23 protein-coding genes are annotated in these 23,470 nt (G+C 71.4%); 10 read left to right on the top strand and 13 right to left on the bottom strand.

Annotated elements, in window-relative coordinates; all coding sequences use genetic code 11:
* Positions 1-79: 79 nt before the first annotated feature.
* Both ABZ470_RS15195 and ABZ470_RS15190 read right to left on the bottom strand, forming a co-directional pair.
* A complete protein-coding gene (locus ABZ470_RS15195; protein ID WP_352011952.1) occupies positions 80-535 on the bottom strand; it encodes an ATP-binding protein in 456 nt (151 codons plus the stop codon).
* A gap of 121 nt (positions 536-656) precedes the next feature.
* Positions 657-1,433 carry a SigB/SigF/SigG family RNA polymerase sigma factor gene (locus ABZ470_RS15190; protein WP_352011951.1) on the bottom strand — a complete coding sequence of 259 codons (777 nt, stop codon included), beginning with the start codon at positions 1,431-1,433 and terminating at the stop codon, positions 657-659.
* A gap of 191 nt (positions 1,434-1,624) precedes the next feature.
* On the opposite strand from ABZ470_RS15190, the gene ABZ470_RS15185 reads away from it, so the two are divergent.
* On the top strand, positions 1,625-1,996 hold the full coding sequence (locus tag ABZ470_RS15185; RefSeq protein WP_352011950.1) for an STAS domain-containing protein: 372 nt from the start codon (positions 1,625-1,627) through the stop codon (positions 1,994-1,996).
* A 30-nt stretch (positions 1,997-2,026) separates the two neighbouring features.
* Here ABZ470_RS15185 and ABZ470_RS15180 read toward each other — a convergent pair whose 3' ends face one another.
* Complete coding sequence (locus tag ABZ470_RS15180; RefSeq protein ID WP_352011949.1) at positions 2,027-2,731, bottom strand: GAF and ANTAR domain-containing protein; 705 nt, start codon at positions 2,729-2,731, stop codon at positions 2,027-2,029.
* Between the two features lie 133 nt (positions 2,732-2,864).
* On the opposite strand from ABZ470_RS15180, the gene ABZ470_RS15175 reads away from it, so the two are divergent.
* From ABZ470_RS15175 to ABZ470_RS15165, 3 genes are all read left to right on the top strand, one after another.
* Entirely contained in the window at positions 2,865-4,724 is a 1,860-nt protein-coding gene (locus ABZ470_RS15175) for a SpoIIE family protein phosphatase (RefSeq protein WP_362911718.1), read from the top strand.
* Between the two features lie 148 nt (positions 4,725-4,872).
* Positions 4,873-6,024, top strand: coding sequence for a glycosyltransferase (locus tag ABZ470_RS15170; protein WP_352011947.1), 1,152 nt, complete (start codon positions 4,873-4,875; stop codon positions 6,022-6,024).
* 94 nt (positions 6,025-6,118) lie between these two features.
* On the top strand, positions 6,119-6,736 hold the full coding sequence (locus ABZ470_RS15165; protein ID WP_362911717.1) for an FMN-binding negative transcriptional regulator: 618 nt from the start codon (positions 6,119-6,121) through the stop codon (positions 6,734-6,736).
* A gap of 10 nt (positions 6,737-6,746) precedes the next feature.
* Here the strand turns inward: ABZ470_RS15165 and ABZ470_RS15160 are convergent, their stop codons facing one another.
* Positions 6,747-7,163: a glyoxalase/bleomycin resistance/extradiol dioxygenase family protein gene (locus ABZ470_RS15160; RefSeq protein WP_362911716.1), complete on the bottom strand. Its 417-nt coding sequence runs from the start codon at positions 7,161-7,163 to the stop codon at positions 6,747-6,749.
* 57 nt (positions 7,164-7,220) lie between these two features.
* Here ABZ470_RS15160 and ABZ470_RS15155 point away from each other — a divergent pair, with 57 nt between their 5' ends.
* A complete protein-coding gene (locus ABZ470_RS15155; RefSeq protein WP_362911715.1) occupies positions 7,221-7,685 on the top strand; it encodes a MarR family transcriptional regulator in 465 nt (154 codons plus the stop codon).
* Positions 7,686-7,761: 76 nt separating this feature from the next.
* Here ABZ470_RS15155 and ABZ470_RS15150 read toward each other — a convergent pair whose 3' ends face one another.
* On the bottom strand, positions 7,762-8,829 hold the full coding sequence (locus ABZ470_RS15150) for a helix-turn-helix domain-containing protein (protein ID WP_362911714.1): 1,068 nt from the start codon (positions 8,827-8,829) through the stop codon (positions 7,762-7,764).
* A 93-nt stretch (positions 8,830-8,922) separates the two neighbouring features.
* On the opposite strand from ABZ470_RS15150, the gene ABZ470_RS15145 reads away from it, so the two are divergent.
* Together ABZ470_RS15145 and pruA are read left to right on the top strand one after the other, a co-directional pair.
* Entirely contained in the window at positions 8,923-9,849 is a 927-nt protein-coding gene (locus ABZ470_RS15145; protein WP_352011942.1) for a proline dehydrogenase family protein, read from the top strand.
* On the top strand, positions 9,849-11,474 hold the full coding sequence (gene pruA / locus ABZ470_RS15140) for an L-glutamate gamma-semialdehyde dehydrogenase (protein ID WP_362912139.1): 1,626 nt from the start codon (positions 9,849-9,851) through the stop codon (positions 11,472-11,474). The genes ABZ470_RS15145 and pruA overlap by 1 nt, the downstream gene beginning before the upstream one ends.
* Positions 11,475-11,566: 92 nt before the next feature.
* On the opposite strand, the gene ABZ470_RS15135 is transcribed toward pruA, so the two are convergent.
* On the bottom strand, positions 11,567-12,991 hold the full coding sequence (locus ABZ470_RS15135) for an MFS transporter (protein ID WP_362911713.1): 1,425 nt from the start codon (positions 12,989-12,991) through the stop codon (positions 11,567-11,569).
* Positions 12,992-13,054: 63 nt separating this feature from the next.
* On the bottom strand, positions 13,055-13,666 hold the full coding sequence (locus tag ABZ470_RS15130) for a TetR/AcrR family transcriptional regulator (protein ID WP_362911712.1): 612 nt from the start codon (positions 13,664-13,666) through the stop codon (positions 13,055-13,057).
* Between the two features lie 81 nt (positions 13,667-13,747).
* Between ABZ470_RS15130 and ABZ470_RS15125 the strand changes: the two genes are divergently transcribed.
* Entirely contained in the window at positions 13,748-15,052 is a 1,305-nt protein-coding gene (locus tag ABZ470_RS15125) for a M14 family zinc carboxypeptidase (RefSeq protein WP_362911711.1), read from the top strand.
* 46 nt (positions 15,053-15,098) lie between these two features.
* Here ABZ470_RS15125 and ABZ470_RS15120 read toward each other — a convergent pair whose 3' ends face one another.
* The 3 genes from ABZ470_RS15120 to ABZ470_RS15110 all read right to left on the bottom strand — a co-directional run bounded on the left by ABZ470_RS15120 (position 15,099) and on the right by ABZ470_RS15110 (position 17,363).
* A complete protein-coding gene (locus ABZ470_RS15120; RefSeq protein WP_362911710.1) occupies positions 15,099-16,142 on the bottom strand; it encodes a hypothetical protein in 1,044 nt (347 codons plus the stop codon).
* Between the two features lie 183 nt (positions 16,143-16,325).
* Positions 16,326-16,556: a hypothetical protein gene (locus ABZ470_RS15115; protein ID WP_362911709.1), complete on the bottom strand. Its 231-nt coding sequence runs from the start codon at positions 16,554-16,556 to the stop codon at positions 16,326-16,328.
* Positions 16,557-16,586: 30 nt separating this feature from the next.
* Positions 16,587-17,363 carry a L,D-transpeptidase gene (locus ABZ470_RS15110; protein WP_362911708.1) on the bottom strand — a complete coding sequence of 259 codons (777 nt, stop codon included), beginning with the start codon at positions 17,361-17,363 and terminating at the stop codon, positions 16,587-16,589.
* A gap of 90 nt (positions 17,364-17,453) precedes the next feature.
* Here ABZ470_RS15110 and ABZ470_RS15105 point away from each other — a divergent pair, with 90 nt between their 5' ends.
* Together ABZ470_RS15105 and ABZ470_RS15100 are read left to right on the top strand one after the other, a co-directional pair.
* On the top strand, positions 17,454-18,140 hold the full coding sequence (locus ABZ470_RS15105) for a response regulator transcription factor (protein WP_362911707.1): 687 nt from the start codon (positions 17,454-17,456) through the stop codon (positions 18,138-18,140).
* Positions 18,137-19,924 (top strand): ATP-binding protein, encoded by a 1,788-nt coding sequence (locus ABZ470_RS15100; RefSeq protein ID WP_362911706.1) that lies wholly within the window; start codon positions 18,137-18,139, stop codon positions 19,922-19,924. Before ABZ470_RS15105 ends, ABZ470_RS15100 begins: the two co-directional genes overlap by 4 nt.
* Before the next feature lie 122 nt (positions 19,925-20,046).
* On the opposite strand, the gene ABZ470_RS15095 is transcribed toward ABZ470_RS15100, so the two are convergent.
* Genes ABZ470_RS15095 through ABZ470_RS15085 form a run of 3 tightly spaced genes read right to left on the bottom strand, consistent with a single transcriptional unit; the run spans position 20,047 to position 23,467 of the window.
* Positions 20,047-20,814: a 3-oxoacyl-ACP reductase family protein gene (locus tag ABZ470_RS15095; RefSeq protein WP_352011932.1), complete on the bottom strand. Its 768-nt coding sequence runs from the start codon at positions 20,812-20,814 to the stop codon at positions 20,047-20,049.
* A complete protein-coding gene (locus ABZ470_RS15090; protein WP_362911705.1) occupies positions 20,811-21,650 on the bottom strand; it encodes a hypothetical protein in 840 nt (279 codons plus the stop codon). The genes ABZ470_RS15095 and ABZ470_RS15090 overlap by 4 nt, the downstream gene beginning before the upstream one ends.
* Positions 21,647-23,467 (bottom strand): ABC transporter permease subunit, encoded by a 1,821-nt coding sequence (locus ABZ470_RS15085; protein ID WP_362911704.1) that lies wholly within the window; start codon positions 23,465-23,467, stop codon positions 21,647-21,649. The genes ABZ470_RS15090 and ABZ470_RS15085 overlap by 4 nt, the downstream gene beginning before the upstream one ends.
* Positions 23,468-23,470: the final 3 nt, after the last annotated feature.

Genomic DNA, 23,470 nt, shown 5'->3' with positions numbered 1-23,470 from the left:
TTAAGGGCCCTGAACGAGCAGGGCCGGGATGAGCGCGGAGGAAGTCAGTCCTTGAACCGGGCGCGGCCGGAAAGCCGTCTCAGACCTTGAAGGACATCGTGATGAACGTGCCCGCGGCCCCGGTCTCGAACTTGATGTCGGAGCTGACCATCCGGGCCACCCACAGGCCCATGCCGCTGGTGGCGTAGGGGGCGGGGGCCGTCTCGCCGGGGGGCGTCTCGGGGGTCCACCGCCCCTCGTCGTGCACCTCGACGACGAGGGTGCGGCCCGTGGACCATATCCGCATCACGGCCTTGGCGGTGGGGTGACCGTGTGTGACGGCGTTGGTGGCCACCTCGTTCACCGCCACGAGGAAGTCGGCCAGTCTCTCGCGGGCCATCCCGCCCTGTACGGCCTGCACGGCGGCGAAGTCCCGCACGTCGGGCAGGTCGGGCAGGCAGAAGGCCAGTTCCGCCACGGGGGCTCCGGCGGGGGGAAGCCGGGAACGGTCGCCGCTCGCCAGAAAGCGAGCCGGACGAACACCGTCCTCGTTCACGCGAGATCCGCCTCCCCTGTCCCACCGCGCCGTCTTTCTCAGCACCTGGGGATCATTTCAACCGCACCCTATGCCACATCGCTCCGTCGCCGGTTTGGGTGCCCGATGAGGGCCGGTGTATTCAGCATTCGGCGACCAGGTCGGCGCGAAGCCGGTCCAGAACCTTCCGCAGGATACGGGAAACGTGCATCTGGGAGATTCCGAACTCGGCCGCGATCTCCGCCTGGGTCATGTTCCCGAAGAAGCGCAGCAGCAGGATGTTCTTCTCCCGCGGCGGCAGCTTGTCGATCAGCGGCATGACCGCCTCGCGGTCGACGAGCATGCCCACGGCGTCGTCCTGGTCGGGGATGACGTCACCGAGCGCGGCGGCGTCGTCGTCCGCCCCGAGCGGCGCGTCCAGCGACAGCGCGCTGTAGGCGGCGGAGGCGTCCAGGGTGAGCAGGACGTCCTCCTCGGAGATGTTCATCTTCGCCGCGAGTTCGGCGACCGTCGGGGAACGGCCGAGGTCCTGGCTGAGGTCGGCGACCAGCCGGTTCAGCTCGGCCCTGCGCTCCTGGTAGACGCGCGGCACCCGGATCGCCCAGGTGCGGTCGCGGAAGTGACGCTTGACCTCGCCGGTCATCGTGACCACCGCGTAGCCGCGGAAGGCGTGGCCGAGGGTGGGGTCGAATCCGTTGATCGCCTTCATCAGCCCGACGTAGGCGGCCTGCAGAAGGTCTTCGAGCGGTTCGCCGCGGTAGCGGTAGCGGCGGGCGATCTCCATGGCGAGCGGCCGGTGCATCTCGACGAGGCGTTCGCGCAGCCGCTCGGCGCGGTAGCCGGAGACCTCCGGAAGCGCCATCTCGGCGAGGAGATCCTCGGCGGTCATCTCGGTGATTTCGAGGGCCTGGACAGACATCGCTGCTCCCTGGTGGGACTGTCGAGCGACGCCACACGCGGAACAGCGTCCGGGCAGACGGCATCGCCTCGACGTTTCTCAAGGCGAGGCCCTCTGCTGGACCTCGGTTCTAGTATTACCCCGATTCCGGGAGTATTGCTCGCCCGCAGGTAACAGTAAGGTTGCTAATCGAACGGGCTAGGAGGACCTGAGTGACGGTGTCGGAGAACGGTGAGAGAGCGGCGGCGCTGACCCTGACGTCGGCGCTTGTCGGCGGAATCAACGTGATCCGGGTGACCGGCCTGCTCGACGCGACGACCAGGGACCAGTTCGCCGACTACCTGGCCGCCGAGGTGAGCGAGCACGGCCCCGAGATGGCGCTTGATCTGAGCGGGGTGACCTTCATGGACTCCCGCGCCCTCGGCCTGATCGTCCATCACTGGCAGCTCAGCACGAACGCCGAGGTCAGGTTCGCGCTCATCGGCGTCGAGTACGCCAAGACCAAGGTGATGTGGATCACCGGGCTGGCCCAGCGGCTGCCGCTCTACGACACGGTCGACGACGCGCTGGCCGCGTTCGGCTGAGGGTTCCCCGCCGTCGCGGATCCTGGGGCCTCATGAGGAGCGCTGGTTGCGCTGGTGCTCCTCGACCAGCAGCCTGGCCAGGTCGGCCACCTTCACCTGGTGGTGCTGGGAGATCCTGCGCAGCTCGTCGAAGGCGGCCTCGGCCGAGCAGCCACTGGACTTCATGATGATGCCCTTGGCCTGGTCGATGACCGCCCGGCCCGCCAGCGCCTCCTGCATCTGCGCCGCGTCGGTCCTGACCTCGTCGTAGTCCCACATGTTGGCCAGCGCCACGGTCACCTGCTCGGCGAGCATGTCCGCCAGCGGGGGGACGTTCCTGGCCGCGAACACCCCGGGGAGCACGCCGTACAGGCCGAGGACCAGGACGGAGCGCTCGACGGTGATCGGCATGGACAGCACGGTGCGGACGCCGCAGCGGACCGCCATCCCGGCGTAGGCGGGCCAGCGGGAGTCGCGCAGCACGTCCTGGACGATCACCGGGCGGCCGGTCTCACGGACCTCCGCGGAGGGCCCCTCCCCCAGGTCGGCCTCGCTGTCGACCAGCAGGATGAGCTCGCTGTGCGAGGCGGAGACGACCACGCGTTCCCCCCGCCACAGCTCGGCTGAGCCGCCCGCGCATCCGGGGACCCCGCCCGCGAGCGTGGTGGTCAGCCCGCGCAGCACGCTCTCACTCGACGTCTCCTCGCTGACCCTGCCGAGGGCGGCGAGGTCACGGGCGAGAATGGGAGTGACCATGTCCATGGTGCGGGTCCCCCTATCTGTTTCGCTAACTTAATCACTATCCGACCGCGCATCGATCCGACCCCGCCGGGTGACGTACCGTCTACGACGGGACCGCCCGGTCCCCGGCCGCCGACGAGGACGAGCATTGACCGACGCCATTGGCCTCAACACGCTGGAGCAGGCGCTGAGCGCGCTCGCCTCCAGGGTTTCCTCCCTGCGCGAGGCTAGGTCCGCCTACCCCGCCGACCCCCGGTCCACACTCGACGCGGCCCTGGCGGAGCTCGACACCGCCCGTGAGCTGCTGGAGTCGGCCCTGCGTGAGCTGCGCAAGGCGCCCAGACGCTCCGGCGACCGGGAGAGCGGCTCGCAGCGGGAGCTCAAGCTGCTGCGGCAGGTCTTCCGTTCCTTCCCGGTGCCGGTCGTGGTGCTCGACGCCTCGGGGGTGGTCAGGCGGATCAGCGCGGAGACCTCGCGGATGCTGGGCAGCCCGGCGGGCTACCTGATCGGCCGGTCCTTCCCGCTGCTGGTCGACGTCTCTCGGCGGGCGGCCTTCCGCTCGCACCTGACGGCCGTGCAGCAGGGAGGGCAGAGCGCGACGTTCCAGACCCGGCTGACCCACCAGGGCCGCGCGCACACAGTGCAGCTGGCGGTCATCCGGCTGACCATGCCCGGCGAGCCGCAGGAGATGACCGCGGTCGTGATCCTGCCGCTGGAGGCGCACGTCGCGGGCGACCCCCCGGGGCCGGTCGACCGTTCGGACGCGTCCCTGGTCATGGCCGCCGCGCGCCGCCAGGAGCTGCTGGCCAGGATGACCCGCCTGCTGCTCGACGAGGAGAGCCTGCGTCAGCCGGTGACCGTCACCAGGGCGGCGCGGCTGCTGGCCGCGGAGACCGCCGACTGGGTGATCGCCGACGTGGTCCGTGACGGGGTGCCCAGGCGCGCGGTCGTGCTGGGGCCGAGCGACAAGCCGGTGACCGAGCTGGTCCGCCTCGTCGAGGGACTGACGCCGCTGACCGCGCCCACCGTGGCCCACGTGCTGACCGGGGGTTCGGGCGTGGTCCACGAGATGCTTGAGGACGAGTCGCTGCTCGGCGAGGTCCCCGGCGGACCGCCGCTGCTGCGGGTCATGGGCGCGGCCTCGCTGCTGGTCGTGCCGATCCAGGGCGAGGCGGGCGCGCTGGGCGCCCTCACCCTGGTACGGCTGCGCGACCGCGAGCCGTTCTCCCTGGCCGACCTGGGGCTGATGGAGGAGATCGGCGCTCACCTGGGGCTCGCGCTGCGCGCCAGGCGCAGTTTCCAGACCCGTTCCCAGGCGGCCGACGCGCTGCGCACCAGCGTGGTGCCCAGGAGCCTGCCGGACATCCCGGGGGTCGAGGCGGCGGCGATCTACCACGCGGGGTCGAGCCCGGTCGGCGCCGAGTTCTACGACGTCTTCCCGGTGCGGGACGGGTGGGGCTTCGCGCTCGGGGGCGCCGCGGGCAAGGGTGAGGAGGCCGCCTCCGTCACCGCCATGGTGCGCAACGGGCTGCGGGTGCTGAGCGTGTGGGAGTCCGACCCCGTCGAGGCCATGCGCAGGCTGAACCACGCGCTGGTCGCGCAGAACAGCGGGATGTTCGTGATGGCCGTCGCGGGGTTCGTCAGGGCCCGCAGGATCATGCTGGCCGGGGCGGGGCACCACCCGGCGGCGTTGCTCCAGGCGGACGGCGGGGTGCGTTTCACCGCGGGAGGAGGCGTGCCGCTCGGCATCGCCCCGGAGGCGGAGATCCTCACCGAGGAGATCACGCTGACCTCGGGCCAGACCCTGGTGTTCTACTCCGACGGGCTGGTCGCCTCACAGAACGACCAGGGGGAGGCCTACGGTGAGACCCGTCTGGCGGACGTGCTGGCGCGCTGCGCGGGTCAGGCGCCCGCGACCGTGGTCAAGGCGGTCGAGGAGGACCGGCACGCCTTCTCCGGCGGCCGGGTGTGGGACGAGATCGTGATCCTCGCGCTGCGCGTCGTATGACAACCCCATGGAATTCAGGGCAATTCAGAGGTTTGCCCGAGTCTGGGAGTTGGGTATGGTGATGGGCGTCGCAGATGAGTGCCTAAGAAGCAGGCACCCCTGAAGGATTCCAGGCTTTTCCATGCCTATCTCCTCCCAGAGGTGTGCCGTGAACATCGCATTCGTCTCCTCGGACACTCCCTCCGCCCCCCAGGGCAAGGACGACCTCGCCTCGCAGCGGGCCTACCTGATGGCCGTCGCCCGTGAGCTCGGCCGCGAGCACAAGGTCACGATCTACACCCGCAGGCACTCCGACGCCGACAGGCCGAAGGTCCGCCTCTCCCCCGGCGTCACGCTGGAGTGCCTTCCCGCGGGCCCCGCGCAGGACCTCCCCGAGGACGGCCTGCTGCCCTACCTGTCCGACCTGGGCGAGCAGCTCATGCGGCGCTGGGGCCAGGACCGCCCCGACGTCATCCACGCGCACTCCTGGACCGGCGGGCTGGCCGCCATCGCCGGGGCCAGCGGCCTCGGCGTGCCGTTCACCCAGACCTTCGGCGGCGAGGACGGCCAGGACGCCAGGAAGGTCAAGCTGCGGCGGGCGATCGGCCGCCGGGCGAGCGTGGTGATCGCCGGGTGCGGCGACGAGGAGTCGACGCTGATCCGCATGGGCGTGCCGCGCCGCAACATCGCGGTGATCCCCTGCGGCGTCGACGTCGAGCGCTTCCGGCGCCAGGGCCCGGCGGCGGCCAGGGGCACCCGGCCCCGGCTGCTGCACGTGGGGCCGCTGAGCCCGTACAAGGGCGTGCACACCGCGGTGCGCGCGCTGGCGGGGATCCCCGACGCCGAGCTGGTCGTCGCGGGCGGGTCCCCGGCCGGTGACCTGGAGCACGACGCCGACGCGCACCGGGTGATGCTGCTGGCCAAGGAGGTCGGCGTCGAGGACCGTGTCACCCTGCTGGGCCAGGTGCCGCACTCCTCGATCCCCAAGCTGATGCGCAGCGCCGACGTGGTCGTCTCGCTGCCCCGGGAGGCACCGTCCGGGGTCGTGGCGATCGAGGCCATGGCGTGCGGCGTCCCGGTGGTCGCCTCCGCGGTCGGCGCCCACCTGGACTCGGTCGTGGACGGGGTGACCGGGCTGCTGGTGCCCGCCGACCGGCCCGCGCAGGCCGCCCGCCTCACCCGTGAGCTGCTCGCCGACTCGACCCGCCGCACCGCGATCGGTTTCGCGGGGGCGGACCGGGCGCGCTCGCGTTACTCCTGGGAGCGGATCGGTCAGGAGCTGGTCCAGGTCTACGAGAACGCGATGGCCGTCCAGCGCTGAGGCCGCCGCCGTACGGCACGGGCCGGGAACCTCCGGAGGGGGAGGGTCCCGGCCCTTCTTGCCCCGCCCATTGGATAGGCATACGTTTATCCGCATGTTGATTCATCCATGGGACGCGGCGACCGAGCACGAGGCGCTGGAGTTCGTCAGGGCCAACGAGTTCGGCCATCTGATCGCCGCCGGGCGGGGGCGTGAGGTCCCGGTGGTCGTGCCGACCCAGTTCCTGCTCACCGGCGAGCGCACGGTCCTGCTCCATCTGGCCAGGCCCAACCCGATCTGGGCCGCCGTCGAGGAGAACCCCGCCGTGGTGCTCTCCGTCGCCGGCGACTGGGCCTACGTCCCCGGAGCGTGGAAGATCCTGCCCGAGGACGGGGAGGACCCCCGCATGGGCGTCCCCACCACCTACTACGCCGCCGTCCAGCTCGTCTGCGACGCCGAGATCGTCTCCGGCGCGGAGGAGAAGGCGGAGATCCTCAGGGCCCAGCTCGCCCGCCTTGAGGCGGACGGCGCGCTCGTGGACCCGTCCGTGCACGGGCGCCGCCTCAGGGGCATCCTCGGCCTGCGGCTGAGGATCAGGGAGGTCGTCGGCAAGTTCAAGTACGGCGGCAACGTGGACGAGGCGCACCGCCGCCACGTCGCCGAGCGGCTGGCCGAGCGGGGCGGCCCCGGTGACGCCCCCGCTCGCGCCCGCCTCCTGCGCGGACTCGGGTGACCCTCTCCGGTCAGTACGACTGGAGCTCGACCAGGTTGCCCTCGGGGTCACGCAGGTGGGCGGCGCGCAGTGTCGGCCCCCAGCCGGGGAGGGCGCGCGCGGCCGCCACGAGGGTGCCGCCGTGGCGCTCACCGGTCTCGGCGGCGGCCTCCAGGACACCCTCGCCCGCGGGCACCCGCAGCACCAGGACCGTCACGTCCTGCCCCGGGGATCGCGGCGCGGGGGCGGGGGCGCCGACGTCGGCCGCCATCGCCGCGCGGTCGTACAGCGAAAGGAGGGTCTGCCCGTCCAGGTCCCAGCTGGCGTAGGGACCCTCCTCCGCGCCCCTGGCCGGGGCCGCCCCGGCGACCCCCTCAAGAAGGCCCCGGTAGAAGCGGAAGGTCCCGGGGAAGTCATCCACGAGCAGTCGCGGATGGAGTGCGTCCATGGTCGTGCCTCATTCGTTGGTAACTACCAATGATTGGAACTATCCTACGGTATGGGCATGACAGTTCCACCCTTCTCCCAGAGCCTCCTGGAGCAGGACGTCTTCGTCCTGTCCAACCTCGCCCTCGCCGTGCGCAGACGGCTGACGGAACGCTTCGCCGAGCTGGGCCTGAACCGCTGGGACGTGGCCGTGCTCGCGGTCCTGACCGACCACGGACCCATCGTGCAGCGGGCCGCGGGCGCCCTCCTGGGCGTCGATCCCAGCGACATGGTGGACATGGCCGAACGGCTCGTGGCGGCCGGATGGGCCGGACGGGAACGCGACCCCTCCGACCGCCGCCGCTACCTGCTCACCGTGACGCCCGAGGGGCGGGAGGTGTTCGAACGCGCCCGCCGGGAGGAACTGCGGGTGCGCGAGGCCCTGCTGGCACCGCTCGGCGAGGAGGACCGGGAGCGGTGGGGCTCACTGCTGCGCCTGCTCCACGGCCACGTGCGCTCGGGCTCCCTCGACGCCCTCCTGTGAGCGGGGCCCGGCCCGGTGGCGGGGCGGGCCGTCCGGGGTCGCGGCTCGACGCCCTCCCGTGGGCGGGGTCCGGGGCTCAGAGCAGGTGGGCGGCCTTGAGGGCGAGGTGGACCAGCAGCCGTTCCTGCCCGTCGGCCAGGTCACGGCCCGTGAGCCGCTCGGCCTTGCCCAGACGGTAGTAGAGCGTCTGGCGGTGCACGCCGAGCGCGGCGGCGGACTCCTGGACGTGGCCGGCCCGGTCGAGGTACCCCTCGACGGTCCTGGCCGCGTCCGCATCACCGAGCAGCCCGGCGACCTCCCCCGCCAGCTCCCCCAGTTCGGCCCGGGACAGGCGGGTGAGCATCCGGTAGACGCCCAGCCCGGACCAGGCCGCGACCGGGGCGAACTCGGGCACCCGCCCGGCGACCCTGAGCGCCCGTACGGCCTCCTGCCAGCTCCGCCAGGCCTGGGCCGGGTCCTCCCGCGAACCGCCCACCCCGGCGGCCGTGCCGTACATGCCCTGGACCCTCGACGCCAGCTCGATCGCCTGGCCCGAGGGGACGAGCAGGGCGGCGGCGGGTTCCCCCGAGGTGAGCGGCCCCGGGTCGGCGAGCACGGTCCTCGGCAGCGTCCAGAGGGCGGCCACCCGGTCGGGCGAGGTCCTGACCGCGACCGCCGTCACCGGGCCCGTCACGTCGAGCCGCGCCAGCGCCTGCGCGCGCTCCTCGGCGTCGGAGGAGAACAGCTCCCGCAGACTCCTGCCCAGGTGCTGACGGCGGCGGGCGTCCTGGGCGAGCGTGGCGGCGGCCTGTGCCACGAGGCCGGAGATCGAGGCGAGCGTGCCGTCGTCGAGGGTGCCGTCGTCGAGCAGCCACAGGTAGCCGTAGGTCACACCGTGGTAGCGCAGCGGCACGCAGACCCTGGCCAGCACGCCGAGCTCGGCGTCGGCGGGGATGCGCACCGGCCCCTTCGCGCCCGCGATGCCGTACCCCTCGAAGTAGGCACGCACCTCCGAGGTCGCGCGGCGGCGCAGGATCGACTCCTGGCGGACCGTGTCGATGTCACCGCTCTGCGCGGCGTAGGCGAGAAGCTGCAGCGAGCGGTCCTCGATGGTGGCCGAGGCCCCGACCCGGTCGGCGATCTCGTCGACTGTCTCCTGTAGCACTCCCCCATTGTTGTACATCTGTATGAAATACGATCACACCGGTCGTGGCAGATGCACATGGGGTTGACGGAACGTCCGTTTTAGTCTAGAAGCATGCTCGGTTCCCTTCTTCTCGCCGGGTCGCGGATGCCGCTGGTACGGCGCGCGGTCTCCGGCGTTCCGCTGACCCGCAAGGTCGTCGACCGCTTCGTGGCGGGTGAGGACGTCCAGCAGGCCGTCAAGGCCATCCGGCGGCTGACCGACGCCGATCTCGCCGTCACCATCGACCATCTCGGCGAGGAGACCCGGGACGCCGACGCCGCGGCCGCGACCGCCAACGCCTATGTCGTGCTGCTCGACGCGCTGCGTGAACTCGATCTCGGCTCCCGCGCCGAGGTCTCCGTGAAACTCTCCGCCGTCGGCCAGGCGCTCGGCGCCGACGGTGACAAGATCGCCCTGGAGAACGCCCGCCGCATCTGTGAGGCCGCGGCGGGCGTGGGGTCGAGCGTGACCTTCGACATGGAGGACCACACCACGGTCGACTCGACCCTCTCCATCCTGCGGGCGGTGCGCGGGGACTTCCCGTCCACGGGGGTCGCCCTGCAGGCCTACCTGTTCCGCACCGAGGACGACTGCCGCGACCTGTCCCACGAGGGGTCGCGGGTCCGTCTGGTCAAGGGCGCCTACGCCGAGCCCGCCTCGGTGGCCCACCAGGACAAGGGCGAGGTCGACAAGGCCTACGTCCGCTGTCTTCGGATCCTGATGGCCGGGCAGGGATACCCCATGGTGGCCACGCACGACGACCGGCTGATCTCGATCACCGAGACGCTCGCCGACCGCTTCGGCCGCTCACGGGGCGGCTACGAGTACCAGATGCTCTACGGCATCCGCACCGACAAGCAGCAGGCCCTGGCCGGCGCCGGTCACACCATGCGCGTCTACGTTCCCTACGGCGACGACTGGTACGGCTACTTCATGCGCCGCCTCGCCGAACGCCCGGCCAACATCGCCTTCTTCCTTCGCGCCCTTGGAGGCAAATGATGGATGCCATCTCCAACGTCCCGGCACCGGTCAACGAGCCCGTCCTGGGCTACGCCCCGGGCAGCCCGGAACGCTCCGCACTGGAGAACCGCCTCAAGGAGCTGACCGGGGCCCAGCTCGACCTGACCATGACGATCGGCGGCGAGCAGCGGATGGGCGGTGGCGCCCTCCTCGACGTGGTCCAGCCGCACAACCACGCCTCGGTGCTCGGCCGTACGGCTGAGGCGACCGCCGACGACGTGCGGGCCGCGATCGACGCCGCGCTGGCCGCCGCTCCCGCCTGGCGGGCCCTGTCGTTCGACGAGCGGGCCGCGATCTTCCTCAAGGCGGCCGACCTGCTGGCCGGGCCGTACCGCAAGACGCTCAACGGCGCCACGATCCTCGGCCAGTCGAAGTCGGTCCAGCAGGCCGAGATCGACTCGGCGTGCGAGCTGATCGACTTCCTGCGCTTCAACGTGGCCTACGCGCGTCAGCTCTACAGCGACCAGCCCGCCTCCTCGCCCGGGGTGTGGAACCGGATGGAGTACCGCCCGCTTGAGGGCTTCGTCCTGGCCATCACGCCGTTCAACTTCACCGCCATCGCCGGGAACCTGCCGACGTCGGCCGCCCTGATGGGCAACGTCGTCGTCTGGAAGCCCTCCCCCACCCAGCAGTTCGCCGCGCACTTCACCATGCGCCTGCTGGAGGAGGCGGGCCTGCCGCCCGGTGTCATCAACATGGTGACCGGCAACGGCTCCGCCGTCTCCGAGGTCGCGACCACCCACCCGCAGCTGGCGGGCATCCACTTCACCGGCTCGACCGCGACCTTCCAGCACCTGTGGGCGACGGTCGGCACCAACATCGCCTCCTACCGGTCCTACCCCCGGCTGGTCGGCGAGACCGGCGGCAAGGACTTCGTGCTCGCGCACCCCTCCGCCGACCCGGCGGTGCTGACCACCGCGCTGGTCAGGGGCGCCTTCGAGTATCAGGGGCAGAAGTGCTCGGCGGCCTCGCGCGCCTACGTCCCCCGGTCCGTCTGGGCGGCGATCCGTGACGACCTCGTCGGCAGGGCCGAGTCGCTGACCATCGGCGACGTGGCCGCCGACCTGTCCACCTTCATGGGCGCGGTCATCGACGAGCGGGCCTTCGCCAAGCACAAGGCCGCGATCGACCGGGCCCGCGAACTCGACTCGATCGAGGTGCTGACCGGCTCCTACGACGACTCGACCGGCTACTTCGTCAAGCCGACCGTCCTGGTCTCCGGTGACCCGACCGACGAGATCTTCGTCAAGGAGTACTTCGGGCCGATCCTCGGCGTGCACGTCTACGACGACGCCGACTTCGACACGGTCCTCGACCAGATGGAGAGCGTCTCGCCGTACGCGCTGACCGGTTCGGTCATCGCCCAGGACCGCTACGCGATCGCCTCGGCCTCCGAGCGCCTGCGCTTCGCGGCGGGCAACTTCTACGTCAACGACAAGCCGACCGGGGCGGTCGTCGGCCAGCAGCCCTTCGGCGGCGCCCGCGCCTCGGGCACCAACGACAAGGCCGGGTCGATCTTCAACCTGATCCGCTGGGTGAACGCCCGCACGATCAAGGAGACCTTCGTCCCCCCGACCGACCACCGTTACCCGCACCAGGGCTGACCTTTCACGCGAGACGGCGCCCGGGACTCACCATCCGAGTCCCGGGCGCCGTCTTCGTCTTCGTCAGCCCGCAGGCGGCCGTTGCGAGGTTCTCATCCCCGGGGGGCGGCGGCCTTCGCCGTCGGACCCGGATCCGGGTGGCCGTCCCGGGTGTGCCGCGCGGCGGCGGGGATCACCAGGGCCGCGCCGACGGCGAGCAGGCCGAGCACCGCGGAGAGCAGGTAGGTCTTGAGGAAGCCGCTCTCCGCGGGGACCCCCGCGACGGCGCCTGACGCCAGCACCATGCCGCCGAGCTGCGCCCCGAAGGTGCCGCCGACGCTCTTGGCGACGAAGACCACGCCGCTGACCCCGGCCGCCCGGTCGGCGGGCACGTCGGCGGCCACGACGTTGAGCGCGGAGGTGAGACCGATGGAGACGCCCAGTCCCACGACCGTCACCCCGGCCACGATCTGCCACGGGGAGGCGTGCCAGAAGGCGAGCATGGCGGTGCCCGCCGGGACGAGCCCGCTTCCGAGCACCAGCACGGCGCGCCGCCCGAGCAACCTGGTCATCGGCCCGACCAGCGGCGCGACCAGGGTGCCCGCGACGCCCAGCGGGAACATGTACAGACCGATCCGCAGGGTGTCGGCGCCCAGGCCGTAGCCGGTCTCCACGGGCAGCGACAACATCATCGGCAGCGCGACCGCCAGCCCGAAGGAGGAGAAGCCGAACACGAACCCCATCGCGGTCACCCCGGCCGGGGAACGCCCGGCCAGCAGCCTCAGATCCACGAGCGGGTCGCCGGAGCGGAGCTCGACGGCCGCCCACAGGCCCAGCGTCAGCACCGCGGCCGCGAGCAGGGCAATGGTGGCGGGGGCCGCCCAGCCCCAGCTCGCGGAGGTGGTGAGGCCCAGCATGAGCAGGGCGAGCCCGCCGCCGAGCAGCAACCCGCCCGCCCAGTCGACGCCCCCGGAGGCCGCGCGGGGTGTGGCGGGTACCGTACGCCAGGCCCACAGCACCGCCACCAGCGCACCGGCCAGGGTCAGCAGGAACAGCCACCGGTAGCCCAGTGCCGAGGTGAGCGGCCCGGCGAGGACGAGGCCGAGCGCGCTGGCCAGGGCTCCGACGCCGATGACCAGGCCGTTGCCGGTGGCGCCCTGCTCGGGTGCGAGGGTGTCGCGGAACAGGCCGACGGTCAGCGGCAGCACGCCGAGCCAGACGCCCTGCACCGCCTGGCCGCAGATCAGCACGAGCGCGTTGGGCGCCAGCGCGGAGATGAGGGCTCCGGCACCGGTGACCGCCATCAGGGTGAGCAGCAGGGCGCGTTTGTCGTAGGTGTCGGCCAGGCGGCCGACGATCGGGGTGCTGATCGCCGAGCTGATCAGCCCGCCCGTGAAGATCCACGCGATCTCGGTGGGTGAGGCGGCCAGCTCCCGCTGGATGAGCGGGAGGGCCGGCGACAGCATCATCTCCAGCAACTGGAAGACGCCGATGAACAACACCGGCGCGCCGATGATGCCAAAGCCGGATCGGGACATGCTCGTGCCTTTCGGGTGGGGGGGGTTGGTGTACGGCCGCGCGCTCCCCGACCCGCGGCCCGGCTAGGCGGGCCCGAGCACCTTCGGCGTGATCAGGGCGTGCGCGACGTCGACGAAGAACTCCTCGGAGCCTTCGTGGACACCGAGCACGACGCTCTGCCCGAGCCCGGACAGCAGGCCCTTGAGCGCACGGGCCAGGCGCACGGCCTGCTTCTCCGTGACAGGTGCCCCGTCGTGCCCGCGGCCGGTGAACAGCGCGGCGAGGCCGACCTCGGTCGACCTGATCGAGGCGTTGAGTTTGCCCAGCAGCTCCGGATCGTTGAGCACGAGGTCGAGCACGCGCGTCTCGAACAGCAGCTTTCCCACGGCGTCCGGATCGGCCGACATCCGCTGGAACCGGCGGGCGACCTCCGCCACGACCTCCTCCAGTGACAGCCCCGGGCCGCAGGCCTCGATCTGCCGCAGGTCGAGCGGGCCGGTGTAGTCCTCGACCATGGCGACCATCAGGTCGTTCTTGCCGCCGAACAGCGAGTAGACCGCCCCCGTCGTCAGGCCGGCCAGCTCGGCGATGTGCTCCAGCTTCGCCTGTGAGCCCTCCTTCCCGACGACCTCACGCGCCGCGTCGATCAGCGCGCGCCTGTTTGCCGCCTTGCTCTCCGCCCTGGTCAGCCGCATGGCGTCGACCTCTCCTCGTCTGCTGTCCGGCAAACAATAATCTGGTTTACTAGAATAATCCAGATTATCAGGAGGCCGAAGATGAACGTCGACCTGTACATGAGCCGGGTGCCCGACTACACCGCGTTCCCGACCGTGGACCGGATGCACGCCGAACTCGACGAGCTCGCCGCCGCCCACCCCGACCTGGTACGGCTGCGCCGCATCGGCACCTCCCGCCTGGGTGAACCGCTGCGTGTGGCGACCGTCGGCTCCGGCCCCCACGATGCCGTGATCATCGGCGGCCCCCACCCCAACGAGCCCATCGGCTCGCTCACCGTCAGCAACCTGCTGCGCCAGCTCGTCGAGGACGCCTCACTGCGCGAGGGCCTCGGCTACCGCTGGCACCTCATCCCGTGCGTCGACCCCGACGGGGCCCGGCTCAACGAGGGCTGGTACACCCGGCCGAGCGACCGCCGCGCCTACGCCGAGCACTTCTACCGCCCCGCCGAGGCCGACCAGGTCGAGTGGACCTTCCCGCTGACCGGCGAGGACTACTTCTTCGACCGCACGCTGCCCGAGACCGAGGCGCTGATGCGGCTGATGGACGAGGTCAGGCCCACCTTCGTCTACTCCCTGCACAACGGTGAGCTCCAGGGCGCGTTCTACTACCTCAGCAAGGACGACCCCGCGCTCGCCGCCCGCCTGACCGCCATCGCGACCGCCCAGGGACTGCCCCTGCACATGGGGCCGCCCGAGGTGCCGAGTGCCGTCCCGATCGGCCCCGCCGCCTACCGGACCCCCAGAGGCGCCGAGCTGGGGCCGGTCTACGGCATCGGCGGCGGAAGCGTCGACTACGCCGAACGCTTCGGCGCCCTGCACCTGGTGACCGAGCTGCCCTACTGGGCCGACCCTCGCGTCGCCGACGAGACCCCGGCCGGCCAGAGGTACGGCGAGACGATCCAGGCCGGTCTCACCGCGCAGCGCGCACTGATCACCGAGCTGGCGCGGTCCATGTCGGCGGTCAGGGCGGACCTGACGGTGCACTCACCGTTCCGCCGCGCCCTGCAGGACTTCCTCGACACCTACGACGACTTCCTCTCCGAGTGGGACTCCTTGCCCGGCGCGGACCGGCCCGCCACGGTGGCCGAGGTGGTCGGCAACCGGCAGGTCGCGCACAGCATGCGGCTGAGGTACGGCGGAACATGCCTGCGCCTGCTGGACGCCGAGATCGCCGCGGGAAACGTGACCCCTGCCATCCGGGCCGAGCGCGCCCGCGTGAAGGCGCTCTTCGACGCCTGGTTCACCGAGGCCGAAGCCGACGCGACGGCCACCCCGATTCCGATCCGCGCGCTGGTCGCCGTACAGCTCGGGGCGGCCCTGCTCGCGGCGGAGTCGGCGAGGTGACCGATGGCCCGGAGTCCCCTCCGGGCCATCGGCCGGTACGAGAAGCTCAGCGGCGGTAGGCCCAGATCAGGCCGTCACGGCCGGAGGGCGCCGCGCCGACCGCCCAGCCGGAACCGCCGCTCTCCAGTTGGATCGCGAGGTCGCGGACGGACGCGTTCCGGTTCGGCGGCGCCGGGAAGACGCCCGGCTCGACGCCGTCGACGCCGATGTGCAGGAACGCGCTGCCTCCGCCCTTGTCGTCGTAGACAACCCAGGCCCCGCCTCTGCCGTCGGGCTCCGCCTGGGCGCGCGGCTGGATACCCGGTTCGCCACGGACCTCGAAGTTCCAGCTGCCCGGATAGCCGGACAGCAGCAGGGTCTCCCCGCAGAACTTCGCACCGCCGCACGGCCAGGCGGCCCAGCCGACGGCCATCACCCGGCCGGTCTCGCCGTCCATCGCGACATCCGTCAGCTCCGAGATCTGGCCCGGACGCGCGGACGGGAGCGCAGGAAGCTCGACCGCGCGCCAGGTCTTACCGGTCCAGTGGGCCAGAGCCGCCGTGCCCCGCGCCGAGCCCGCCGCCCACGAGCCGTCGAGTCCCTTGACCACGATCGGCGTGGGGACCTTACGCCACACCGACCCGGCCAGGCGCCGCAGTGTGGACCGCGCCTTCCACCCGGCGGCGCCGGCCTTCGGGAACACGTTGGCGTTCTCGACGACCCACAGGTTCTCCCCGATGGAGTAGGCCCGGTCCACCCGGCCGTGGCTCCATGGCCTGACCTGCCAGCGCCTGCCGTCCCACCGGGCGTATCGCGACGCGCCGAACGCCCAGACCCTGGTGTCGGAGGCCGACGCCAGCCGCTTCACCCGGAAGCCCGGCCCGGTGACACGTTTGAAGGCGGACCGGCCGCCCTTCAGCAGGAGCTGCTCCGAGCCCCTCGTCCCGGCGACCCAGACCGCCCCGCCCGGCGTCACCGTCACCGCGTCGTAGGAGGCGCGGCGGTCGTCGTGGACGACACTCCACTGTCCGGCCGGCGCCACGGCGTGGGCGGCGGCCGACTCCGCGGCGACGAAGAGGGCGACGACTGCAGCGGTGCCGCGAAACAACAATCCCATAAGGGTGAGACGCGCATTCCTGGAGAAAAGTTGCATGCCGGCGGGGCATGACCGGACGGCGAGGGCCCGCGCCGGGCCTGCCGGGGAGGGTACGGCGGCGCCGCCGGGTCAGCGGCGGGACCCGCGGACGCCGGGGCGCGGCGCCGCCGGCCCGGTGGCCGCGGCGCCGCGCTTCGGTCAGCCGGTGTAGGACGGCCTGACGACGACGGGCTCCTGCGGGCCGGCCTTCTTGACCGAGGGCCGTCCGTCGGCGGGCACCGGAGCCGCCGTGGGCCGGTCCTCGGCCGGTGCCGGGGCGGACGTGACGGACGGCTTCTGGTCGGCCGCGGCCGTGCCCGCGAGGCCCCCGAGACCCGCGGTCAGGGCCAGCGCCGCGCTGATGCCGACGAGCATGGCTTTGATCTTCATAGGTTTCCCCTGTTCATTTCGAGTCGGGCCTCAGCCCCGTACGACGACCGGAGTACCGATCGCCAGGTTCTTCGCCATCCAGGTGATGTCGTCGTCGCTGACCCGGACGCAGCCGTGACTGGCCCGCGTGCCGATGGCCGAAGGCTTGTTCGTCCCGTGGATCGCGAGCTGCCCCGGGCCGCCCGCGAAGCTCCTCAGCACCGGTGAGAAGCCGCTCAGCCCGAAGGCGTAGGCGCCGTAGGCCCCGTCCTGGTCGACGGGCCTCACCAGTTCGGTGAGGAAGTACCGGCCCGGCGGCGTCGGTGTGCCCGCTTCGCCCGTCGCGACCCTGCCCGTCCTGACGGCCCTGTCCCCGTCGTAGACCGTGAACCTGAACGTCCCGCGATCGATCTCCACCCGGTGGGCGGTCTCCGCGAGCGTCACGTCGGCGGCCCTGATCCAGCCCTTGCTGCCGTTCGGCCGGATCGGCAGCAGTACCTGGAGCCACTCGCCCTCGTCACGTTCCACCAGGAAGACACGCGTCGCGCCGTAGTCGTTGGGGCTCGTGATCGTCCTCTTCCGCGCCCCCTCCTTGGCTCCGTAGACCGTGATCCGGGATCCCCTGACGCTCGCGATCTTCGAGCTGACGCCGCCCGCCGGTCCGGGCCGTGTGGCACGGCTCACGTCGCCCATCGGCTCGGACCGTGTGGCACGGTTCACTCCGCCCGCCGTTTCCGGCCGTACGGCGCTGCTCGTGTCGCCCGCGCAGCCGGTCAGCAGGAAGGCGAGTGCCGCCGCGGCGGCCGTGCGAAGCAGGTTGTTTCTCACCTGCCGCAGCTTGGCGAGAGAATGTGTGAAACCTGTTTGGTTGTCATGCGAATCCCATATGCACCCCCGGCAGGGGCATAACCTCAGCCCATGTGCGCGTACGTGCTGGTCGCCGAGGACGACCCCAAGCAGGCCGAACTGCTCAGCCGGTATCTGGAGCAGGAGGGCCACGAGGTCCTCGTCGTGCACGACGGTCGTTCCGCCATCGACGAGGCACGGCGGACGGATCCCGGCCTCGTGGTGCTCGACGTGATGATGCCGAAGGTCGACGGGCTGGACGTCTGCCGGGTGCTGCGTGCCGAGTCCGACCTGCCGATCCTGATGCTGACCGCCAGGTCGACCGAGGACGACCTGCTGCTGGGACTCGACCTCGGCGCCGACGACTACGTCGCCAAGCCGTACAGCCCGCGTGAGCTGATGGCCCGCGTGCGGACCCTGCTGCGCCGCACCGGGAGGTCCCACGGCGCCGACCGGCAGGTGTTCCAGGCGGGCGACCTCCTCGTGGACCCGGTCAGGCACGTCGTCACCTCGGCGGACACGCCGGTGGACTGCACACCCGTCGAGTTCCGGATCATCGAGACGCTGGCCGCCGAGCCGGAGCGGGTGTTCACCAGGAAGCAGCTGCTTGAGCGCGTCCACGGCTTCGACGGGTTCATCACCGAACGCACGGTCGACGTGCACGTGATGAACCTGCGCAAGAAGATCGAGCCTGATCCGCGCCGCCCGGTCCGGCTGCTGACCGTGTACGGCGTCGGCTACAAACTGACCCGCGTATGAGGTCGTTGTTCGCCAGGCTGCTCACGAGTTCGGCCGTCGTCGCGGTCTGCTCGATCACGGCGACCGCGTGGCTGGCCGCCAACAGCACCTCCGGGGCCATCCGGCAGGAACAGGGCCAGACGCTGGCCAGCGACGCCCGGATCAACAACAGCCTGCTCGGTTACGCCTCCCGTCACTCGGACTGGTCGGGCGTCGCCTCGACCGTGCGCGACCTCGCCGCCGGGAACGGCCGCCGCATCGCGCTGGTCGCCGAGAACGGCACCCTCATCGCGGACTCGGCGGCCACCGGGACCCCGCTGCCCACCAGGGTGTCGGCCGTCGTCGACCCGCTGGCCGTGGACGTGACCCTGGTCCCGGGGGCGGCCGGGGACCGTATCGATCCACGCGCGGTGGGTCCTTTCCTGCTGTCGGCCCGTGATCGCGCCCGGCTGAGGAAGGCCGCCGACGCCTACGCCGCCTGCGCGGGCCGCACCGGGCAGGCCGTACGGGTGGACGTCTCGAACTCCGGCAGGCCCGTCGTCACGCCGCTCGGCCAGGGGGGCGGTCGGGAGCCGACCCCGGCGCCGAGACCGGCCCCGACCGAGGCCCCCACCGTGATGGGCCCCTGCGACGCCACCGCCCTCAGCAGGCCGACGCGCAGCGAGAAGGCCGCGCTGAAACAGCTCAACCTCCTGGTCGGCAGGTGTCTCAAGGGCAAGAGCGGGGAAAAGGGCTCGGTCGGCCTCGACCTCACCTGGGTCTCCCAGGAGAGACAGCCGGCCGCCGAACCCGACCAGACGATCTCCTCCTGCGTCGTCACCGCCCGCAGGCAACAGCTCGATCCCTACGTCGCCCCCGCGGCGTACCTGTACATCGGCTCCCCCGCCGAGGGCTCCGGCCAGCGCATCCCGCTGCCCTCGATCGCCGGTGCCGCCCTCCTCGTGCTCGTGCTGACCGTGGGCGTGAGCGTCATGGCTGCCAGACGCCTGGTCAGACCGGTCAACGCGCTCACCCACGCCGCGCAGCGGATGCGCGACGGGGACAGCTCCGCCCGCGTCACGGTCAGGACCACCGGCGAGATCAGCGAGCTCGCCACGGCGTTCAACGAGATGTCGGAACACCTCCAGCGCATGGAGGAGCAGCGCAAGGCCATGGTCAGCGACGTCTCCCACGAGTTGCGCACACCGCTGAGCAACCTCAGAGGCTGGCTGGAGGCCGCCCAGGACGGCGTCGCCGAGCTGGACCCCGCGCTGATCGCCTCACTGGTCGAGGAGACCCTGCTGTTGCAGCACATCGTCGACGACCTCCAGGAGCTCGCCCTCGCCGACGCGGGCAAACTCCGTCTGCACGTCGAACCCGTCCACCTCGGCGACCTTCTCGACCAGGTGGCCACCGCCCACCGTGGCCGGGCCGAGGCCGCCGGGCTCACGCTGACCACGACGGTCACCGGCGACCCCCCGCTGACGGCGGATCCGGTACGGCTCCGCCAGGCCGTCGGCAACCTGGTGACCAACTCCCTGCGCTACACCCCACGCGGCGGGCACATCACGCTGGGCGCCCGTCAGGACGGCGACCAGGTCGTCGTCGAGGTGACCGACACGGGGATCGGGATCGGCGCCGAGCACCTCCCCCATGTCTTCGACCGGTTCTGGCGGGCGGAGAAGTCCCGTAACCGCCAGACCGGCGGCAGCGGGCTCGGACTGGCCATCGTGCGCAACCTGGCCGAGGCGCACGGCGGCACGGCCACGGTCGCCAGCGTGCCGGGCGTCCGCACGACGTTCGCCCTGCGTCTTCCGTCGCGGTGACGCCGCGCCGCCGGGGGCGTACGCGGCGCCCGTGGCTCCCGGATCCGCGTCCCCGGCGCCGCCTGCGCCATGCCTCTCGTTGTCCGCTCGCCTCCGCCGCTCCTGGAAAGCCTCCGCCGCTCCTAGAAGAGGGTGAATCCGCCGTCGATCACCACCACCGAGCCCGTCATGAAGCTGGAGGCCTGGCCTGCCAGGAAGACCACCGCCGGGCCGAGTTCCTCAGGCAGGCCGTACCGCTTCATCGCGGCGGGCTCGACGCACCACTCGCGGTACTCCGGCTGGTCCACGGGGGACGCCTCGGTGAGGATGTAACCGGGGGCGAGCGCGTTGACCCGTATCCCGTACGGTGCCCACTCGGCGGCCAGGGCCTTGGTCAGCTGGTGCACCGCCGCCTTGGAGGCCAGATACGCGGGCTGCCACCGGGGCCGGTTGACGATCATGGCCGACATGGAGCCGATGTTGACGATGCTCCCGCCGCCCCGCTCGGCCATCCGCGCGCCGACCGCCTTGCTGCAGTACCAGACCCCGTCCAGGTTGGTGGCCAGCACCTCGCGCCAGAGCTCGTCGGGGGTGTCCAGGGCCGCCCGGCCGATGCTGATGCCGGCGTTGTTGACCAGTACGTCGATCGGGCCGAGCCGCTCGCCGACCAGCTCGACCATCCGATCGACCTGGACCGGATCGGTCACCTCAAGGCCGACGGGCAACGCGGTGATCCCGGACGCCTGAAGCTCACCGGCCGCTCGCTCGGCGGCCTCGACGGTGCGGGCGGTCACCGCGACCGCCGCCCCCGCCTCACCCAGTGCCTGGGCCAGGGCTCGGCCGATGCCACGGCTGGCTCCGGTGACCACGGCCACCTTGCCCTGCAACGAGAACGAATCCAAGACGGTCATGTCGTCTTCCTGTCGGTTGGCTGTCGTGCGGCCCAGTGCAGCGTCATCGAGAAACGCAACGGTGCTCCGGGCTCGACGATCTGGTAGTGGTTGGTGTTCAGGCCGTTGACCGGCCCGGACAGTGGTTCGACGCAGACGGCGTCGGCTTTGGTCTCACAGACGATCCAGTGACCGGCCGCACTGGCGACGGTCAGGTCAAGCGTGGGCCAGCGAAGGACCGGCGGGCTCGCGACGGCGGTGAAGGAGTCGTCCCACGGCCGCGGACCGGTGGAGGCGGACAGATGCCGCGGGATGCCGTCCTCGTCACAGACATAGCGCAGACCGGGTTCGAAGCGGTAGGCGAGCTCCGGCCCGCCGTCGATCCTGCGCGCGAACCACGGGTGGAAACCGACGATCGCCGGCATGGCGCGGCGTTCGTTGGTCACCGTGGCGCGTACCGTCAGCGCGTCCGGCGTCAGCTCGAACTCCTGCCGTACGGCGCCGCCGAACGGCCATCGCCCGTCCAGCTCGATGCCGATGGCCGCGCCGACGGCCGCGCCGAGGGTCGCGGTGCCGTCGACGGTCCAGGGGCGGTCGAAGACGAGACCGTGCAGGGCGTGCGGGGCGAGGTTCGCCGGTACCGTCCACTCCCGCCCGGCGAAGGTGAACCGGGCCCCTTCCAACCGGCCGACGAACGGCGCCATCAGGAAACTGCCGTACATGATCCGGTCCAGGCCGGCGGGGCCCGCGCCACCGGCGCCCAGCAGCTCCGCGCCGCCCACTCGCAGGGAGGTCAGGCGGCCGCCGTCTTCGGGGTCCATCCGGACGGCGGCGGCCCCGGCGGTCAGTTCGATCATTTGACGCTCCCCGCGGTCAGTCCTCCCACCAGATGCCGCTCGACGGTGATGAACAGCACCACGACGGGCACCGTCGCTATCAGCGAGGCGACGAAGAGGTATTGGTAGTTGGTCTGGTTGAGGCCGACCAGTTGCTGGATGCCGACCGGCAGGGTGACCCGCTCATGGGTCGGGTCGTTGAAGACGGTCAGCGAGATGACGAACTCGTTCCACACCTGGATGAAGGTGAAGACCAGCGCGGTCACCAGCCCCGGGCGCACCACCGGCAGCATGATGCGCAGCATCCGGCGCATCGGCCCGAGCCCCTCCATCATGGCCGCCTCCTCGATCGCGAAGTCGACGCCGGCGAACTGGCCGTTCATGATCCAGGTGACGAAGGCGAGGTTGAACGCCGCGTTGACCACGACGATCGCCCAGTACTGGTTGACCCCGTCGACGTAGACGACCTCCTGGTAGATGCCGACGACCAGGGCGACCGGGGCGAGGACCTGCGTGATCAGCACAAGGTTCAGGAAACCGGTCCTGCCGGTGAACCGGTTGCGAGCGGTGTAGTACGCGGCCGGCACCGCGATCACCATGACCAGCGCGGTCGAGGCGGCCGCGATGATCAGGCTGTTGCGCAGCAACATGGTGAGCGGCAGCACGTCCCACACCTTCACCCAGTTGCTCCACTCCCAGTGCTGCGGCAGGTAGGTGGCGGGCACCGCGTAGAGGTCGGCGCCGTCCTTGAACGAGGCCAGGAACATCACCGCGTACGGGGCCAGGAAGAACGCCGCGACGACCAGCCCGGCAAGCGGCAGCGCCACCGGGCGCACCCGCCGCCACACCCCCCGGTCCGCCCGGCCGGAGGCCACCACCGGGACGGGGCCCGCCGGAGGCCGCCGGCTCCATCGCCGGCCCAGCCGTTCGGTCAGCGCCGCCCAGGCGCGGCCCAGCCACGTCTGCCGTTCCTTGTCACCGTTGACCGCACGCAGGTACAGCAGCACCACGACGATGAGTATCAGGACGTTGAACACCGAAAGCGCGGCTCCCTCTCCGGTGTTCAGCTGCTGCCGGAAAGCGATCTTGTACGCCCAGGTGAGGGTGATGTCCGAGAAGTTCCCCGGGTTGCTCCCGGTGATGACCCAGATCACCGGGAACGAGTTGAACACGTAGATGGTGACCAGGATCGTGGCGATCACCAGGGCCGGGCGGAGCAGCGGCAGGGTGATGTATCGGTATGTCTTCCACGGCCCCGCGCCGTCCAGCTTTCCGGCCTCGTACACCTGCGGATCGATCGCCTGCAACCCGGCCAGCAGAACATAGGTGGTGAACGGGATGGTCACCACGATTCCCACCCCGACCACCGACCAGAAGGCGTACCGGGGATCCTGGTACCAGCCGATCGGCGCGCTGATCACGCCGAGGTCCATCAGGAACCGGTTGACGATCCCGTTGCCGCCTTCGAGCATGTACCGCCACACCGTCGAGGTCATCACCAGCGAGGTCGCCCACGGCACGATCAGCGCCCAGCGCACCAGGCGCCGCCCGAAGAACCGCTTGTTCAGCAGCTGTGCCAGGCCGAGCGCGGCGACGATGGACACGCCGACCACGAGCAGCACCCACACCACCGTGTTGCTCAGGACGTTGACCAGCGCCGGTTCGGCGAGCAGGCGGCGGTAGTTGGCCAGCCCGGCGAACCCGTGGCTCACCCCGGTCTCGTCGGTGAGCTGCAGCGACGTCCACACCATGCGCAGTGCGGGCAGCGTGATCACCGCGATGATGAGCAGAACGCTCGGCGAGATCCAGGCCAGCGACCGCCATGTGCGGTGCCGCATCCT

The sequence above is a fragment of the Streptosporangium sp. NPDC020072 genome (assembly GCF_040631445.1).
In the GTDB taxonomy this organism is placed as follows: domain Bacteria; phylum Actinomycetota; class Actinomycetes; order Streptosporangiales; family Streptosporangiaceae; genus Streptosporangium.
Note: the sequence above shows the minus strand (reverse complement) of the source record. Positions and strands in the feature narration are given on the sequence as shown.